This is a genomic window from Cetobacterium sp. 2A (assembly GCF_014250685.1).
In the GTDB taxonomy this organism is placed as follows: Bacteria; Fusobacteriota; Fusobacteriia; order Fusobacteriales; family Fusobacteriaceae; genus Cetobacterium.
Genome location: NZ_JACFAJ010000013.1, coordinates 1 through 17,236, shown reverse-complemented (window position 1 = coordinate 17,236; position 17,236 = coordinate 1). Strand labels below are relative to the sequence as shown.

The following is a 17,236-nucleotide window of genomic DNA, read 5'->3' as shown; positions in this document are numbered from 1 at the left end:
TGGTCTCTAGTTAGGTTAACGCTTCCCATTATTTCAGGTCTACTGTTGATACAAAATAAACATCAGCCACAATTCTGTTATAAATCCTGTTCCATGAGCTATAATAAAAAATTTTACAGCTATTGGAGTAGTCATTGTTAGCATTGCACCCATACCGATAGCTGTGGTGACATTTAAAGCACTAAAAAAAGAATCCATTCCCAGTTTAGAATAATTAATATTATTTTCTATTGGAGTCATAATAACCGTGTTATTAACTCCTTTTAATTTCAGGTGCTTAATATAACTATCTGTTCTTGTTGCTCCTGTCTCTCCTGTCCCCTCTAAAGGAACTAATTTGTATTGTCTTAAAATTAATGAAAATCTATGTTTCCCCTTGTTAAAATATTCTAAATAATCAACAATAAAGCTATTAAAAACTAAATGTTCTTATTACGTGCCCATTTCTAGCTATTTTTATATTAGTTTTCTTTAGCCAGTTTTTACCATCACCCTTTTCACGACTCCAAGTATTTAGTTTCAAAATATTATCCCTGTTAACACTATCATCATGCCGAATATAGCCATCAATAAGAATAATTCCATGTTTATATAAAAATCTTATGTCTTCAATATCAACTTGATTTAAAATGATTTCATCATTAAAATTAATTTCTGTTTTGGCTGAAGCATCCTCATAATTGTAAACTTCAAAAGTCTTGTTTGTATTGCTTCCCATAATCCCTCCAATAATCCAATAATTTATTAACGATAATTATAAAAAAGACTCCCAAGTTTTTATACTCAGAAGTCTTTTAATTTATCTTTCTATACTGGGAGAATAGAAAGATGTAAAGTTCTATAACAAATCTTAATTTCAGGTAAATTTATTATACAGGAGACAAAATACAATCTGCAATTAATTTTTATTGAATTGAAAATACTAATTATTTTGTAAAATCGATTTTAAAGTGCATCTAAACTGTTTGGTGTGTATTTTGTTGAAGAACCAGTTAGGATTCGTTCTAAGCACAAATAAGAGCGTTTAATCTATGTTTTGAAATCTATTTGTTAGATCAATTATCTTGAAAAATTATTTATTACCACAAAATTAAAGATAGTCTAGTAATAATTAGTTCGTTGAATTATATCTGATCTATTTTTAAATAATTGTAAATTATTATAAAAAATAAATTTTTTATATTTTGTGTTTTTTTTTATAAATTAATAAAAATTCAAATTTTCTTTTTAAAAGAATCTTTAATTAATCTTTAAAAGAATCTTTAAAAGATTTAGGAGTCATCTAGACGTTGATTTCACTGATCTAAAGAATGGTTATAGGCTACCATTTGTTGGTTATAAGACTACCATTTGTTGATTTATAGGCTACCATTTGTTGATTTATAGGCTACCATTTGTTGATTTATAGGCTACCATTTGTTGATTTATAGGCTACTTTATATTGACGAGTATCCTAACATGTGGTAACCTTTACTTAATAAGGGTTTGTTAATACAAGGCTACCTAATGTTGATTTAAAAAAAGGAGGAGTATGTCTAAAGAAATTGTGAAGTATCATAATGACATGAATAAAGTTAATCTTGGAAGTTTTTCAACAAAGGAATTAGATTTATTTTTTTCAATTTGTTTTAAATTGAAAGAGATAGGGACAAATGAGATAAAAATTTCTTTTAATGATATTAAATTTTTAATCGGCGAAGAGAACAACCCAAAGAGAGTAAAGAACCATGTAGATAATCTGAATAAAAAATTAGCACAATTAAATTACCAATTTGAAATTAGTCCTAACATATTTGAGAGATTTGTATTATTTACTAATTTTACGAGTAATTATAATGACAATACGTTAACAATAAAAATCAATGATAAGTTTGGTTATTTATTGAATAATTTAATAGGAAATTTTACGAAATTTGAATTAGAACAATTTGTAAGGTTAAAAAGTTCGTACAGTAAAAATATGTTTAAATTATTAAAACAATGGGAAAGTAAAAAAGAAAGAGAATTTAAAATAGAAGAATTTAGGGACTTATTATCAATACCTAAAAAATATAGGATGTCTATAATCGATATTAAAGTTTTAGCTCCAATTATGGAAGAATTGCCACAATATTTTGTTAATTTAAAAGTAGAAAAAATTAAAATAGGACGTTCAATAAGTAAAATAAAATTTTCTTGGGAAAATAGAAAAATAGAGAAGTTAAAAGAATCTGAATTTATAGATATAATAGAAATTTCAGATAAATTAAATAAAGCTATAGAAAAAGCAAAAAAGAATAGGTTTATTTATAAATTATTACAAATTGAGAGTATAGAAAAATTATTGAAAATATTCAATGAAAATGACCTTGTAAAAGGCTTAAATTGGGCTTATAAAGAAATAAAACAAGATGTAAATAGCCTTGACTATTTAATAAAAACTATAAGAACAGGAATAGAAAAAAAAGAGAAGAAATTAATAGTAAAAAAGATACTTGATCCTGTTAAAAATGAAAGTAAAGTTAGTGAAATGGAATTAGAAAAACCTTTAGCAGAAGAGATTAAAATAGTTGCAGATAAAATCAAAGTTACTAAACAAGAATATGAAGGATTATATGAAAAATATTTAAAAGAAAATAAAATAAGGAATAACAAAGTCACTAGGCTAGCTTATGAAAATTCAACTAAAAACAAGTATGAAATAATTAATAGAGAAGACCTTTTAAATATAATTAGGATAAGTGAAATAGAAGCAAATATTTTGTATCAAGCATATATGATAGAACATGGTGTTACGAGTATTGAAAAATGGAAGCAAATAATTGAAGGAAAATATGAGATTATTCCTGATGTTAAAACTAACATACCTTTAAAAATATTTAAAAATGAGTTAGAAGAAGATGATGATTTAGAAAATAGAAGTCTCGAAATGGATTTTATGTCTATCGAATCCAAAAAAGATGAAGATGGAGAATTAATAGTATCATGTAAATTATCAGTTAATTTAATGGATTTAAATATAAAACCTGAGGATTTATTAGATAAAAATGGAAAAGAATTAAAAGGTGCTACTTTAATCAGTAGAGTCGAAAGATTAAAGAACTTAAAAAAATAAAGAAGGCTAACTGGGGCAACAGTTAGCCTAGTGATTACCTAGTACCCTTTTTTAACTAGTGAGAAAAAAAGGACAATAACAAATATAAATCTTAGCATTTCGTAAGCTCACCCCCTTTCTAGAGGTAGGTAACCACTGGTTAATAGTGTATCATAATACAAAAAATTAAAAAAGAGTTGGTTTGCCCTCCAACTCTTTTTCGTACAATGAACTTACGAACATTGATTTATATTTGTTTTATAGCTTATTATATTCTTATTTATTTTAAAAATCAAGAAAAACCATATTTTAAATTTAATTCTACCATTTTCTTGTAAACTTTATCTAAATTAAGTACAATCTTTGATTAGTTCAGACAATTATTTTAAAATGGATTAAGAAAAATCTTATTGATTGTGATAATCCTAAAGCTCATGGAAAAGTATTAATTAGGAAACAAAAAAGGGTTTTGGAGATACAGAGTAGGTAATTATAGATTACTTTGTATGATGTATTAACTATATTAGTTCTTGAAGTAGGACCATAGAAGTGAAATTTATAAGAAATAGATTTAGATTCAAAAGAATGAAGAGATGCGCAAATTTCTCCATTTTAAAATTTAAATAAAAAGAGCTAGTTTCTCACCTCTAGCTCTTTTCTGTAGGTCTCGCGTCGGTTTTTTTGTCCCTCGGCACCAAAATTACAACTTTATCAATAAAATCAAAATGTTTCAATAAATTGTACTTTAATTTACTATACTTAAAATTTAGTTGATTCAACAAGTTATAATTTTGTTACTTTTTGCTCTATTACATTTCCAACATAAAGCTTGAAGATTATCCTCTATCGTTTCACCACCCTTTGATATAGGAATAATATGATCTATTTCTAACAATAAGTTTGGTTCAATCTCTGTAGAGTTATTACAGTTACAACAAGTAAAATTATCACGAATTTTGATAAATTCACGTAATTTTTTTGTCATTAAAGTCCGTTGCTCTTTTATAAAGGAACTTATAGTAAGTTTATTTTCTAGTGTCTTAATAAGCTCTATAATAGTTTCTTCTTTCATTGGGATAGTAAATGACCTTTGGACCATTCCACCATTAGAGGTATATGAAAATTTATACTCCACAATAAGTACACTTTCATTAATAGTAGCAAATCCAAGACGTGAGTAGAATCCTGCCTCATCGTTTTTCATAATAAAATCAGGAACATCACCAAGGTATTGTTGATACTCCATTTTGTAATTTTCAATAATCTGTCTTGCTTCGCTTAAAGTTTCAAGTTCTTCTACAAGTTGATATAGTTTTTTAATTTGCTCAGGATATAATTTTTTATTAGTATAAAAATACTTTATTATATATTCTAAAGGATTATTTTCAGCACTTGCAAATACTGTTGATGAGACCTCTGCAGTAAAAGGTGTTATTGTTTTTTTGTAAGGGCGAATATAGTTATATTCATCATCAGCGATTGTTTCATTACGTACGACCCTAGTACCGAAAAGCTGTGATATAAATTGAACTTTTTCATTAATATACCCATTAAATTCTTTTTGAGAGCTCATTAATACTTCACAAGTTTCTTTAATTTTTAAAAAACTAGGAGATTCATAATATTCAATTATCTGTTGATTTTTATCTATAATTTTTTCTATTTCATTTTTAAGGTTTAACATAAAATCTTTAATAAAAAGCCACTCTTCACTATCAAGAGTTTTTATCTTTTTGATACTATTAACTGTTCTGTCAAATAGTTGTCCAATTAAATTATCTACATCTTCACGATTTTCCTTAGTAATTAAAGAATCTTTATTTGTATTTGCATAATCAATTATATTATTGACAATATCATAATATTCTTGTTGTTTTTGACTTAAATCTTTTTTTTCTTTTTCTTTTATAAGTTTATTGTATTCTCCTTTAGTCATAAGTAAAGCTGGATTTTCCTTATATCTATTTATGTGGTGTTGAGTTATAGCTATTTCCCTTAAGCCTAGGTTATTACCACTTGATGTTATATAATTAACCTTAATTATATAAGCTTCAGTTTTGTTTAAAGTTTTATTAATTTCTTCTTTAAGTTGAGGGTAATGAGGATTATCAATATATTTATTATCTTTAAAAAAAATTTTAAAAATATTTGCAATATTATTTTTCTGCTCGATAATTTTCTCTACTTTTTCAAGCATTTTATTATTTTCTCTAAAAAATTTGATATCGTCATAGTTTTCTAATGCTTGGCGACTTTTTACCGTTACATTCGTATTAAAATCTAAAGTACTTAATCCTAGTTCATTTAAAATTTGAGTTTTGAATACTCTATACTGTCTTTTTTTCTCTTTTTCTTTCTCTTTTTTTTTATCTTCTGCAAAACTACTATACATAATTCCCAATATTAACACTAAAAATATTATGACCATACTTAATTTTCCTTTCTACTATCTCTTATATTTTTTTAGTAATTTGTTTAATTGTACATTTTTTAATAAAATTTGATATCTTCATGAAAACTCTCTCCCGAAGGAGATATCTGAACATAATTGTAAAGTATTTGAATCATATTAGCAACTATTTTATCAATTTTATTTTTTACAAGCCCTTCCATCAGGAAAATGCGTAATAATAACGCTAAGAGCTGATTTTTAAGGATCTTGATAATAATTTATTTGAAATCAACATTAACATTTTCAATGAATTTATGAGGATGAAAAAATAAGTTCCAATAATTGAACCTATATTTTTTACTACGATTTATCATATCATTTTCACTTGTATTTTTAAAGGGATAAACACAAGTGTATACTTTTTTAAGGGTCTTAAAATCGATTTTGCGAGGTCATTTTTTTACAGTTCCCATCCATATTTTTCTTTTTGGTCCTTTTTCCTGGATTAAAACTTTTTTCAACCCTCCCAATACATATTTTAAATCTTTTTGAATTTGAATTTTATTTTTAACATATGGTTTAAAATCTTTTTCTTTAGTACCTATTTCATTTAATTTTCTTTAGATTAATTTTTACCCTCAAAGAATAATTTATTATATTCGCTTTTGGTAATTTTATTAATTGCAAATAATTCAACTGATTTAAGGCTATTTTTGGCGTTCTAGGGGATACTAAGCCTCTCCACTCTCTAGTTGTTTATGCCAGATGTATTTTTTATAAAGGGGGCCAAAAGTTGAGGTATAAGCAGGTTCTGCTCCCATAATTTATGAAAACGATGGGGAATAAAGCAGTTATGATAGTCGGACAAGTTCCCTATTTTTGACGTCAAAACTACGTTTTACCATAAAAAATCGTCCTTGCAAAGGTGGGGCAAAGCCCCCCTTTAATCCCCCCATTAAGTTTGAATAAATATCTTCTATTTTGGATATTTATTCAAACTTCTAAACAAATTAAGGAGGTAATTGTTTTGAAAAACTTATCTGTTCGCCTGAATGAAGAAGATTATAATATTCTAGAAATTAAATCTAATGCTCTTGGAGTTACTAAAAATGAATTTATTAGAAGAATTATTAGACTTAGTGTCATAGATAATATTGAAGATTTTAATACGAATTTAAAAGAACTTTTATTGCTAAAAAGATCACTCTCAAATAATATAAATCAATTAGCTAAAAAAGGGCATAATGTAGAAAAATTTGAAGAGGTCAAGAAGGAGTTAGATGAGCTATGGGAATCTTTAAATCAATAGACAATCCAAGCACAAGAAAAGGTGGCTCTAAAAGTGCCTTAGACTATGTTGGAAAGAAAGCAGAACTAACTAAGGGAATCAACTGCTCTGATGATTACATAGAGGCTTACAAAGACTTTCAAGAAACTAAGGAGCTCTATAATAAACTTGGAGGAAGACAATTCAAACATTTTGTTTTATCATTTGGAGAAGAAACTAAAAGTAACGAAATTGCTTTAGAAATGAGCGAGAAAATAGCTAGTAAAATTTTTAATGGACATGAAGTCTTTTTAGCTGTTCATTCTGATACTGACAATTTACATTGTCATATGGTTGTTAATTCTGTAAATGTAATGACAGGATACAAATATAGTCACTCAAAACAAGAGCTTGAAAACTACAAAGAAGTTATAAATGAAATTGGAAAAGATTACATAAATAGAAATTGAGTGAAAGTATCCATTACATTACAGAATTAACAACCATATGACAATGTAAATTGTCAGTATCAGAATGAACAGCTAAAAAGACTTCATGTCCATTAAAAATTTTACTAGCTATTTTCTCGCTCATTTCTAAAGCAATTTCGTTACTTTTAGTTTCTTCTCCAAATGATAAAACAAAATGTTTGAATTGTCTTCCTCCAAGTTTATTATAGAGCTCCTTAGTTTCTTGAAAGTCTTTGTAAGCCTCTATGTAATCATCAGAGCAGTTGATTCCCTTAGTTAGTTCTGCTTTCTTTCCAACATAGTCTAAGGCACTTTTAGAGCCACCTTTTCTTGTGCTTGGATTGTCTATTGATTTAAAGATTCCCATAGCTCATCTAACTCCTTCTTGACCTCTTCAAATTTTTCTACATTATGCCCTTTTTTAGCTAATTGATTTATATTATTTGAGAGTGATCTTTTTAGCAATAAAAGTTCTTTTAAATTCGTATTAAAATCTTCAATATTATCTATGACACTAAGTCTAATAATTCTTCTAATAAATTCATTTTTAGTAACTCCAAGAGCATTAGATTTAATTTCTAGAATATTATAATCTTCTTCATTCAGGCGAACAGATAAGTTTTTCAAAACAATTACCTCCTTAATTTGTTTAGAAGTTTGAATAAATATCCAAAATAGAAGATATTTATTCAAACTTAATGGGGGGATTAAAGGGGGGCTTTGCCCCACCTTTGCAAGGACGATTTTTTATGGTAAAACGTAGTTTTGACGTCAAAAATAGGGAACTTGTCCGACTATCATAACTGCTTTATTCCCCATCGTTTTCATAAATTATGGGAGCAGAACCTGCTTATACCTCAACTTTTGGCCCCCTTTATAAAAAATACATCTGGCATAAACAACTAGAGAGTGGAGAGGCTTAGTATCCCCTAGAACGCCAAAAATAGCCTTAAATCAGTTGAATTATTTGCAATTAATAAAATTACCAAAAGCGAATATAATAAATTATTCTTTGAGGGTAAAAATTAATCTAAAGAAAATTAAATGAAATAGGTACTAAAGAAAAAGATTTTAAACCATATGTTAAAAATAAAATTCAAATTCAAAAAGATTTAAAATATGTATTGGGAGGGTTGAAAAAAGTTTTAATCCAGGAAAAAGGACCAAAAAGAAAAATATGGATGGGAACTGTAAAAAAATGACCTCGCAAAATCGATTTTAAGACCCTTAAAAAAGTATACACTTGTGTTTATCCCTTTAAAAATACAAGTGAAAATGATATGATAAATCGTAGTAAAAAATATAGGTTCAATTATTGGAACTTATTTTTTCATCCTCATAAATTCATTGAAAATGTTAATGTTGATTTCAAATAAATTATTATCAAGATCCTTAAAAATCAGCTCTTAGCGTTATTATTACGCATTTTCCTGATGGAAGGGCTTGTAAAAAATAAAATTGATAAAATAGTTGCTAATATGATTCAAATACTTTACAATTATGTTCAGATATCTCCTTCGGGAGAGAGTTTTCATGAAGATATCAAATTTTATTAAAAAATGTACAATTAAACAAATTACTAAAAAAATATAAGAGATAGTAGAAAGGAAAATTAAGTATGGTCATAATATTTTTAGTGTTAATATTGGGAATTATGTATAGTAGTTTTGCAGAAGATAAAAAAAAAGAGAAAGAAAAAGAGAAAAAAAGACAGTATAGAGTATTCAAAACTCAAATTTTAAATGAACTAGGATTAAGTACTTTAGATTTTAATACGAATGTAACGGTAAAAAGTCGCCAAGCATTAGAAAACTATGACGATATCAAATTTTTTAGAGAAAATAATAAAATGCTTGAAAAAGTAGAGAAAATTATCGAGCAGAAAAATAATATTGCAAATATTTTTAAAATTTTTTTTAAAGATAATAAATATATTGATAATCCTCATTACCCTCAACTTAAAGAAGAAATTAATAAAACTTTAAACAAAACTGAAGCTTATATAATTAAGGTTAATTATATAACATCAAGTGGTAATAACCTAGGCTTAAGGGAAATAGCTATAACTCAACACCACATAAATAGATATAAGGAAAATCCAGCTTTACTTATGACTAAAGGAGAATACAATAAACTTATAAAAGAAAAAGAAAAAAAAGATTTAAGTCAAAAACAACAAGAATATTATGATATTGTCAATAATATAATTGATTATGCAAATACAAATAAAGATTCTTTAATTACTAAGGAAAATCGTGAAGATGTAGATAATTTAATTGGACAACTATTTGACAGAACAGTTAATAGTATCAAAAAGATAAAAACTCTTGATAGTGAAGAGTGGCTTTTTATTAAAGATTTTATGTTAAACCTTAAAAATGAAATAGAAAAAATTATAGATAAAAATCAACAGATAATTGAATATTATGAATCTCCTAGTTTTTTAAAAATTAAAGAAACTTGTGAAGTATTAATGAGCTCTCAAAAAGAATTTAATGGGTATATTAATGAAAAAGTTCAATTTATATCACAGCTTTTCGGTACTAGGGTCGTACGTAATGAAACAATCGCTGATGATGAATATAACTATATTCGCCCTTACAAAAAAACAATAACACCTTTTACTGCAGAGGTCTCATCAACAGTATTTGCAAGTGCTGAAAATAATCCTTTAGAATATATAATAAAGTATTTTTATACTAATAAAAAATTATATCCTGAGCAAATTAAAAAACTATATCAACTTGTAGAAGAACTTGAAACTTTAAGCGAAGCAAGACAGATTATTGAAAATTACAAAATGGAGTATCAACAATACCTTGGTGATGTTCCTGATTTTATTATGAAAAACGATGAGGCAGGATTCTACTCACGTCTTGGATTTGCTACTATTAATGAAAGTGTACTTATTGTGGAGTATAAATTTTCATATACCTCTAATGGTGGAATGGTCCAAAGGTCATTTACTATCCCAATGAAAGAAGAAACTATTATAGAGCTTATTAAGACACTAGAAAATAAACTTACTATAAGTTCCTTTATAAAAGAGCAACGGACTTTAATGACAAAAAAATTACGTGAATTTATCAAAATTCGTGATAATTTTACTTGTTGTAACTGTAATAACTCTACAGAGATTGAACCAAACTTATTGTTAGAAATAGATCATATTATTCCTATATCAAAGGGTGGTGAAACGATAGAGGATAATCTTCAAGCTTTATGTTGGAAATGTAATAGAGCAAAAAGTAACAAAATTATAACTTGTTGAATCAACTAAATTTTAAGTATAGTAAATTAAAGTACAATTTATTGAAACATTTTGATTTTATTGATAAAGTTGTAATTTTGGTGCCGAGGGACAAAAAAACCGACGCGAGACCTACAGAAAAGAGCTAGAGGTGAGAAACTAGCTCTTTTTATTTAAATTTTAAAATGGAGAAATTTGCGCATCTCTTCATTCTTTTGAATCTAAATCTATTTCTTATAAATTTCACTTCTATGGTCCTACTTCAAGAACTAATATAGTTAATACATCATACAAAGTAATCTATAATTACCTACTCTGTATCTCCAAAACCCTTTTTTGTTTCCTAATTAATACTTTTCCATGAGCTTTAGGATTATCACAATCAATAAGATTTTTCTTAATCCATTTTAAAATAATTGTCTGAACTAATCAAAGATTGTACTTAATTTAGATAAAGTTTACAAGAAAATGGTAGAATTAAATTTAAAATATGGTTTTTCTTGATTTTTAAAATAAATAAGAATATAATAAGCTATAAAACAAATATAAATCAATGTTCGTAAGTTCATTGTACGAAAAAGAGTTGGAGGGCAAACCAACTCTTTTTTAATTTTTTGTATTATGATACACTATTAACCAGTGGTTACCTACCTCTAGAAAGGGGGTGAGCTTACGAAATGCTAAGATTTATATTTGTTATTGTCCTTTTTTTCTCACTAGTTAAAAAAGGGTACTAGGTAATCACTAGGCTAACTGTTGCCCCAGTTAGCCTTCTTTATTTTTTTAAGTTCTTTAATCTTTCGACTCTACTGATTAAAGTAGCACCTTTTAATTCTTTTCCATTTTTATCTAATAAATCCTCAGGTTTTATATTTAAATCCATTAAATTAACTGATAATTTACATGATACTATTAATTCTCCATCTTCATCTTTTTTGGATTCGATAGACATAAAATCCATTTCGAGACTTCTATTTTCTAAATCATCATCTTCTTCTAACTCATTTTTAAATATTTTTAAAGGTATGTTAGTTTTAACATCAGGAATAATCTCATATTTTCCTTCAATTATTTGCTTCCATTTTTCAATACTCGTAACACCATGTTCTATCATATATGCTTGATACAAAATATTTGCTTCTATTTCACTTATCCTAATTATATTTAAAAGGTCTTCTCTATTAATTATTTCATACTTGTTTTTAGTTGAATTTTCATAAGCTAGCCTAGTGACTTTGTTATTCCTTATTTTATTTTCTTTTAAATATTTTTCATATAATCCTTCATATTCTTGTTTAGTAACTTTGATTTTATCTGCAACTATTTTAATCTCTTCTGCTAAAGGTTTTTCTAATTCCATTTCACTAACTTTACTTTCATTTTTAACAGGATCAAGTATCTTTTTTACTATTAATTTCTTCTCTTTTTTTTCTATTCCTGTTCTTATAGTTTTTATTAAATAGTCAAGGCTATTTACATCTTGTTTTATTTCTTTATAAGCCCAATTTAAGCCTTTTACAAGGTCATTTTCATTGAATATTTTCAATAATTTTTCTATACTCTCAATTTGTAATAATTTATAAATAAACCTATTCTTTTTTGCTTTTTCTATAGCTTTATTTAATTTATCTGAAATTTCTATTATATCTATAAATTCAGATTCTTTTAACTTCTCTATTTTTCTATTTTCCCAAGAAAATTTTATTTTACTTATTGAACGTCCTATTTTAATTTTTTCTACTTTTAAATTAACAAAATATTGTGGCAATTCTTCCATAATTGGAGCTAAAACTTTAATATCGATTATAGACATCCTATATTTTTTAGGTATTGATAATAAGTCCCTAAATTCTTCTATTTTAAATTCTCTTTCTTTTTTACTTTCCCATTGTTTTAATAATTTAAACATATTTTTACTGTACGAACTTTTTAACCTTACAAATTGTTCTAATTCAAATTTCGTAAAATTTCCTATTAAATTATTCAATAAATAACCAAACTTATCATTGATTTTTATTGTTAACGTATTGTCATTATAATTACTCGTAAAATTAGTAAATAATACAAATCTCTCAAATATGTTAGGACTAATTTCAAATTGGTAATTTAATTGTGCTAATTTTTTATTCAGATTATCTACATGGTTCTTTACTCTCTTTGGGTTGTTCTCTTCGCCGATTAAAAATTTAATATCATTAAAAGAAATTTTTATCTCATTTGTCCCTATCTCTTTCAATTTAAAACAAATTGAAAAAAATAAATCTAATTCCTTTGTTGAAAAACTTCCAAGATTAACTTTATTCATGTCATTATGATACTTCACAATTTCTTTAGACATACTCCTCCTTTTTTTAAATCAACATTAGGTAGCCTTGTATTAACAAACCCTTATTAAGTAAAGGTTACCACATGTTAGGATACTCGTCAATATAAAGTAGCCTATAAATCAACAAATGGTAGCCTATAAATCAACAAATGGTAGCCTATAAATCAACAAATGGTAGCCTATAAATCAACAAATGGTAGTCTTATAACCAACAAATGGTAGCCTATAACCATTCTTTAGATCAGTGAAATCAACGTCTAGATGACTCCTAAATCTTTTAAAGATTCTTTTAAAGATTAATTAAAGATTCTTTTAAAAAGAAAATTTGAATTTTTATTAATTTATAAAAAAAAACACAAAATATAAAAAATTTATTTTTTATAATAATTTACAATTATTTAAAAATAGATCAGATATAATTCAACGAACTAATTATTACTAGACTATCTTTAATTTTGTGGTAATAAATAATTTTTCAAGATAATTGATCTAACAAATAGATTTCAAAACATAGATTAAACGCTCTTATTTGTGCTTAGAACGAATCCTAACTGGTTCTTCAACAAAATACACACCAAACAGTTTAGATGCACTTTAAAATCGATTTTACAAAATAATTAGTATTTTCAATTCAATAAAAATTAATTGCAGATTGTATTTTGTCTCCTGTATAATAAATTTACCTGAAATTAAGATTTGTTATAGAACTTTACATCTTTCTATTCTCCCAGTATAGAAAGATAAATTAAAAGACTTCTGAGTATAAAAACTTGGGAGTCTTTTTTATAATTATCGTTAATAAATTATTGGATTATTGGAGGGATTATGGGAAGCAATACAAACAAGACTTTTGAAGTTTACAATTATGAGGATGCTTCAGCCAAAACAGAAATTAATTTTAATGATGAAATCATTTTAAATCAAGTTGATATTGAAGACATAAGATTTTTATATAAACATGGAATTATTCTTATTGATGGCTATATTCGGCATGATGATAGTGTTAACAGGGATAATATTTTGAAACTAAATACTTGGAGTCGTGAAAAGGGTGATGGTAAAAACTGGCTAAAGAAAACTAATATAAAAATAGCTAGAAATGGGCACGTAATAAGACATTTAGTTTTTAATAGCTTTATTGTTGATTATTTAGAATATTTTAACAAGGGGAAACATAGATTTTCATTAATTTTAAGACAATACAAATTAGTTCCTTTAGAGGGGACAGGAGAGACAGGAGCAACAAGAACAGATAGTTATATTAAGCACCTGAAATTAAAAGGAGTTAATAACACGGTTATTATGACTCCAATAGAAAATAATATTAATTATTCTAAACTGGGAATGGATTCTTTTTTTAGTGCTTTAAATGTCACCACAGCTATCGGTATGGGTGCAATGCTAACAATGACTACTCCAATAGCTGTAAAATTTTTTATTATAGCTCATGGAACAGGATTTATAACAGAATTTGTGGCTGATGTTTATTTTGTATCAACAGGTAGACCTGAAATAATGGGAAGCGTTAACCTAACTAGAGACCATTTTTATAAACCTTTAGGTAGTATTGTAAAAAATGCCTTAGACGATACTGATAGTAAAGTTAAATTATCTGATTCTTTTGGTGAAGATATATATAACATGGGAAATTTAGCTTTTTCTTTAGCAGAGTTAGGAAAAAAAGGTGTTAAATACGCAGCTGACTTTGTTGATAGTAAAGGGATAGGATATATTTATAAATTGAAAGTTAAAACTACGACTTTAGTGACTAGTCGTTTTGGTCGTCAATTACACGTAGAAGAATACCGAAAATTAACTCCTTTACTAGCGACTAAATATTTTGTTAAAGAATTTGGACTTGATACCTTTTCAACAGGAACTTCGATAAAAAATGAAATTGATAAAAAATTTAAAAAAGTAGAAGGAGATAAAAATGAATAAAAAAGCAAAGGATTTTTTTATAAAATATTTTATTCCTAGTTTGATAGTTTTTATCATTTTTTTAATTGATACATATCTTACTAACAATAATTTAACTGGGGCTATTTCTTCATATATTATTATTTTTTTATTTATTTTATTTTTAGTTACAATGTTTTGGTCTTTTCTATATTATTTTCAAGAAACAGTTGGCGAAGTCATGAAGAAGGGAACAGTGGGAATGGTAGTATTTATATTAGTGGCTTTAGTTGTAATTTATATGTATAAAAGCACTGGTAAAATTTAAGCTAATTTACATTTAGTTTGTTATTTCATAGTGGAAATTTTGAGACAAAATATTATCAAGATAAAAGATATTGCAGATTCTATTTTTTATAGGATATAATATCAATTCCTGAGAAACAAGATTTATTATATAACTTTACATCTTTCTATTTTTTAATAGGAAGAAAAAGAAGGCACCTAAATTTTTAGGTGCCTTCTTTTTTACAATATATTTATTTAAATAAAATTTTATTTGCAGATTCTATGATCTATTTAGTAGAATGAGTTAGTCTTTTAATTCAGACTATCACAATGTTCATCCTTGTTTTTCAAGATCAAGGAACCCTAAAAAAAACTCTCAAGTTTAAATACTTGGGAGTTTTTTTATTAATGTTATTTTTTGGTTTTATTTTCTTTTTGTTGTTTTTTAATAAATTCTTTGATCCCTGAATTATCGTCTAAATATAAATTTTGATTTTTACTATCATACCAAAATTTTTTATCTAGGACTAAAGTTCCATACATAGTTTCCAATTTATTTTTCAAGATTCTATTTTCTTTAACAAGTTCTTCAGATTCGGTTTTAATATATCTTATGTTTGCTATATAGCTCCATGAAAGAGCTGTAAAAAAGAATATTGATATTACTAATGGAGTCCATAAAGCCCATATTTTCCAACTGGTCAAATAAAAATCCAGAGCTTTTCTATGTTCGATTTCTATGTCTTTTTTAACTTGTTTTAATATATTCGAAATCCCTTTAGTATCAGTATCTATTTTAAATATTGAGTTTTGTATTTTTTCATTAACTTTGGTGATGTCAACTTTGAGTAAAGTTGTTGATAGTAGTTCTTGTGTATTTTTAATTTTAGTTTGAACTTCTTGTAATTCTGTTTCCAAAGTTTTTAGCTCTTCAATAGATTTTGAAATTTGTTCTAAATTTTCTATTGTTAAATCTTTTTTTCTTTTTTGTTCTTCAAAAAAATTCATCTTTCCATCCCCTTATCTCTTGCTTTTGATTTGATTTTAATTAACTCTTGTTTTTTAATTCTTTCAGCTTCTTTGATTTGTTCTTGATATAAATTTTTTTCAAAAATTAGTTCTAAATTTTCTTTAGTAAGCTTTGGATCGCTAAAAGATTTTGATAAATTTGAAAGTCTAAATTTATTTTTTTTTGATTGAGAATATTTAGTGTCTAATTCAAAAGTTATATTTTTTCTTTGCTCTTGCCAATCGAGCTTAATTCCTTGTTCCAAAAGTTTGCTGCCAAACTCTTTAATACTCTTTATTCGATTTTCTTCAAGAACTTTAATAACGATCGAATATGTATTAACTAGATCGCTTTCTTTTTTTCCACTAAAATGATTTTCTACAGATTTTAATTTTGATTTGTTATAGATTTTAATATCTCCAACAGTTGTATTTTGAATCTCAGAAACTAGTTCTTGATTTTTTGTTAAAACAAAATTGTAATCTTTTCCAATTTCATTTATAACTTCTTTGTAGTTTTCAAGCTCTTGTTTTGAGTGACTATATTTGTATCCTGTCATTACATTTACAGAATTAACAACCATATGACAATGTAAATTGTCAGTATCAGAATGAACAGCTAAAAAGACTTCATGTCCATTAAAAATTTTACTAGCTATTTTCTCGCTCATTTCTAAAGCAATTTCGTTACTTTTAGTTTCTTCTCCAAATGATAAAACAAAATGTTTGAATTGTCTTCCTCCAAGTTTATTATAGAGCTCCTTAGTTTCTTGAAAGTCTTTGTAAGCCTCTATGTAATCATCAGAGCAGTTGATTCCCTTAGTTAGTTCTGCTTTCTTTCCAACATAGTCTAAGGCACTTTTAGAGCCACCTTTTCTTGTGCTTGGATTGTCTATTGATTTAAAGATTCCCATAGCTCATCTAACTCCTTCTTGACCTCTTCAAATTTTTCTACATTATGCCCTTTTTTAGCTAATTGATTTATATTATTTGAGAGTGATCTTTTTAGCAATAAAAGTTCTTTTAAATTCGTATTAAAATCTTCAATATTATCTATGACACTAAGTCTAATAATTCTTCTAATAAATTCATTTTTAGTAACTCCAAGAGCATTAGATTTAATTTCTAGAATATTATAATCTTCTTCATTCAGGCGAACAGATAAGTTTTTCAAAACAATTACCTCCTTAATTTGTTTAGAAGTTTGAATAAATATCCAAAATAGAAGATATTTATTCAAACTTAATGGGGGGATTAAAGGGG

The 17,236-nt window shown here is 26.2% G+C and carries 15 protein-coding genes and 2 pseudogenes; 7 read left to right on the top strand and 10 right to left on the bottom strand.

Annotated features, from left to right (window positions below; translation table 11 throughout):
• Positions 1-39: 39 nt before the first annotated feature.
• Together H3N56_RS12480 and H3N56_RS12475 are read right to left on the bottom strand one after the other, a co-directional pair.
• Entirely contained in the window at positions 40-240 is a 201-nt protein-coding gene (locus tag H3N56_RS12480) for a hypothetical protein (RefSeq protein ID WP_185881507.1), read from the bottom strand.
• A 172-nt stretch (positions 241-412) separates the two neighbouring features.
• Complete coding sequence (locus H3N56_RS12475) at positions 413-718, bottom strand: hypothetical protein (RefSeq protein WP_185881506.1); 306 nt, start codon at positions 716-718, stop codon at positions 413-415.
• Positions 719-1,531: 813 nt separating this feature from the next.
• Between H3N56_RS12475 and H3N56_RS12470 the strand changes: the two genes are divergently transcribed.
• Positions 1,532-3,094, top strand: a complete 1,563-nt coding sequence (locus H3N56_RS12470; protein WP_185881502.1) for a replication initiation protein — start codon at positions 1,532-1,534, stop codon at positions 3,092-3,094.
• A gap of 358 nt (positions 3,095-3,452) precedes the next feature.
• A pseudogene (locus tag H3N56_RS13570) lies at positions 3,453-3,642 on the top strand (type II toxin-antitoxin system RelE/ParE family toxin); the annotation flags it as partial.
• Between the two features lie 206 nt (positions 3,643-3,848).
• On the opposite strand, the gene H3N56_RS12465 reads toward H3N56_RS13570, so the two are convergent.
• Entirely contained in the window at positions 3,849-5,501 is a 1,653-nt protein-coding gene (locus H3N56_RS12465; RefSeq protein ID WP_185881503.1) for an HNH endonuclease, read from the bottom strand.
• A gap of 991 nt (positions 5,502-6,492) precedes the next feature.
• Between H3N56_RS12465 and H3N56_RS12460 the strand changes: the two genes are divergently transcribed.
• Both H3N56_RS12460 and H3N56_RS12455 read left to right on the top strand, forming a co-directional pair.
• Entirely contained in the window at positions 6,493-6,774 is a 282-nt protein-coding gene (locus H3N56_RS12460) for a ribbon-helix-helix protein, CopG family (protein WP_185881497.1), read from the top strand.
• A complete protein-coding gene (locus tag H3N56_RS12455) occupies positions 6,753-7,202 on the top strand; it encodes a relaxase/mobilization nuclease domain-containing protein (protein WP_185881505.1) in 450 nt (149 codons plus the stop codon). The genes H3N56_RS12460 and H3N56_RS12455 overlap by 22 nt, the downstream gene beginning before the upstream one ends.
• A 13-nt stretch (positions 7,203-7,215) precedes the next feature.
• On the opposite strand, the gene H3N56_RS12450 is transcribed toward H3N56_RS12455, so the two are convergent.
• Together H3N56_RS12450 and H3N56_RS12445 are read right to left on the bottom strand one after the other, a co-directional pair.
• On the bottom strand, positions 7,216-7,569 hold the full coding sequence (locus tag H3N56_RS12450; RefSeq protein WP_185881504.1) for a relaxase/mobilization nuclease domain-containing protein: 354 nt from the start codon (positions 7,567-7,569) through the stop codon (positions 7,216-7,218).
• Positions 7,548-7,829 (bottom strand): ribbon-helix-helix protein, CopG family, encoded by a 282-nt coding sequence (locus H3N56_RS12445; protein ID WP_185881497.1) that lies wholly within the window; start codon positions 7,827-7,829, stop codon positions 7,548-7,550. The genes H3N56_RS12450 and H3N56_RS12445 overlap by 22 nt, the downstream gene beginning before the upstream one ends.
• A gap of 991 nt (positions 7,830-8,820) precedes the next feature.
• Here H3N56_RS12445 and H3N56_RS12440 point away from each other — a divergent pair.
• Positions 8,821-10,473 carry an HNH endonuclease gene (locus H3N56_RS12440; RefSeq protein WP_185881503.1) on the top strand — a complete coding sequence of 551 codons (1,653 nt, stop codon included), beginning with the start codon at positions 8,821-8,823 and terminating at the stop codon, positions 10,471-10,473.
• Between the two features lie 206 nt (positions 10,474-10,679).
• Here H3N56_RS12440 and H3N56_RS13565 read toward each other — a convergent pair.
• Together H3N56_RS13565 and H3N56_RS12435 are read right to left on the bottom strand one after the other, a co-directional pair.
• Positions 10,680-10,869: pseudogene (locus H3N56_RS13565) on the bottom strand (type II toxin-antitoxin system RelE/ParE family toxin); the annotation flags it as partial.
• A gap of 358 nt (positions 10,870-11,227) precedes the next feature.
• Positions 11,228-12,790 (bottom strand): replication initiation protein, encoded by a 1,563-nt coding sequence (locus H3N56_RS12435; RefSeq protein ID WP_185881502.1) that lies wholly within the window; start codon positions 12,788-12,790, stop codon positions 11,228-11,230.
• A gap of 813 nt (positions 12,791-13,603) precedes the next feature.
• Between H3N56_RS12435 and H3N56_RS12430 the strand changes: the two genes are divergently transcribed.
• Both H3N56_RS12430 and H3N56_RS12425 read left to right on the top strand, forming a co-directional pair.
• On the top strand, positions 13,604-14,719 hold the full coding sequence (locus H3N56_RS12430) for a hypothetical protein (RefSeq protein WP_185881501.1): 1,116 nt from the start codon (positions 13,604-13,606) through the stop codon (positions 14,717-14,719).
• On the top strand, positions 14,712-15,005 hold the full coding sequence (locus tag H3N56_RS12425; protein WP_185881500.1) for a hypothetical protein: 294 nt from the start codon (positions 14,712-14,714) through the stop codon (positions 15,003-15,005). Before H3N56_RS12430 ends, H3N56_RS12425 begins: the two co-directional genes overlap by 8 nt.
• Positions 15,006-15,376: 371 nt before the next feature.
• Here H3N56_RS12425 and H3N56_RS12420 read toward each other — a convergent pair whose 3' ends face one another.
• The 3 genes from H3N56_RS12420 to H3N56_RS12410 are packed head-to-tail and all read right to left on the bottom strand — an operon-like array spanning position 15,377 to position 17,147.
• Entirely contained in the window at positions 15,377-15,973 is a 597-nt protein-coding gene (locus tag H3N56_RS12420; RefSeq protein ID WP_185881499.1) for a hypothetical protein, read from the bottom strand.
• Entirely contained in the window at positions 15,970-16,887 is a 918-nt protein-coding gene (locus H3N56_RS12415) for a relaxase/mobilization nuclease domain-containing protein (protein WP_185881498.1), read from the bottom strand. Before H3N56_RS12415 ends, H3N56_RS12420 begins: the two co-directional genes overlap by 4 nt.
• Positions 16,866-17,147: a ribbon-helix-helix protein, CopG family gene (locus H3N56_RS12410; protein WP_185881497.1), complete on the bottom strand. Its 282-nt coding sequence runs from the start codon at positions 17,145-17,147 to the stop codon at positions 16,866-16,868. Before H3N56_RS12410 ends, H3N56_RS12415 begins: the two co-directional genes overlap by 22 nt.
• Positions 17,148-17,236 lie beyond the last annotated feature (89 nt).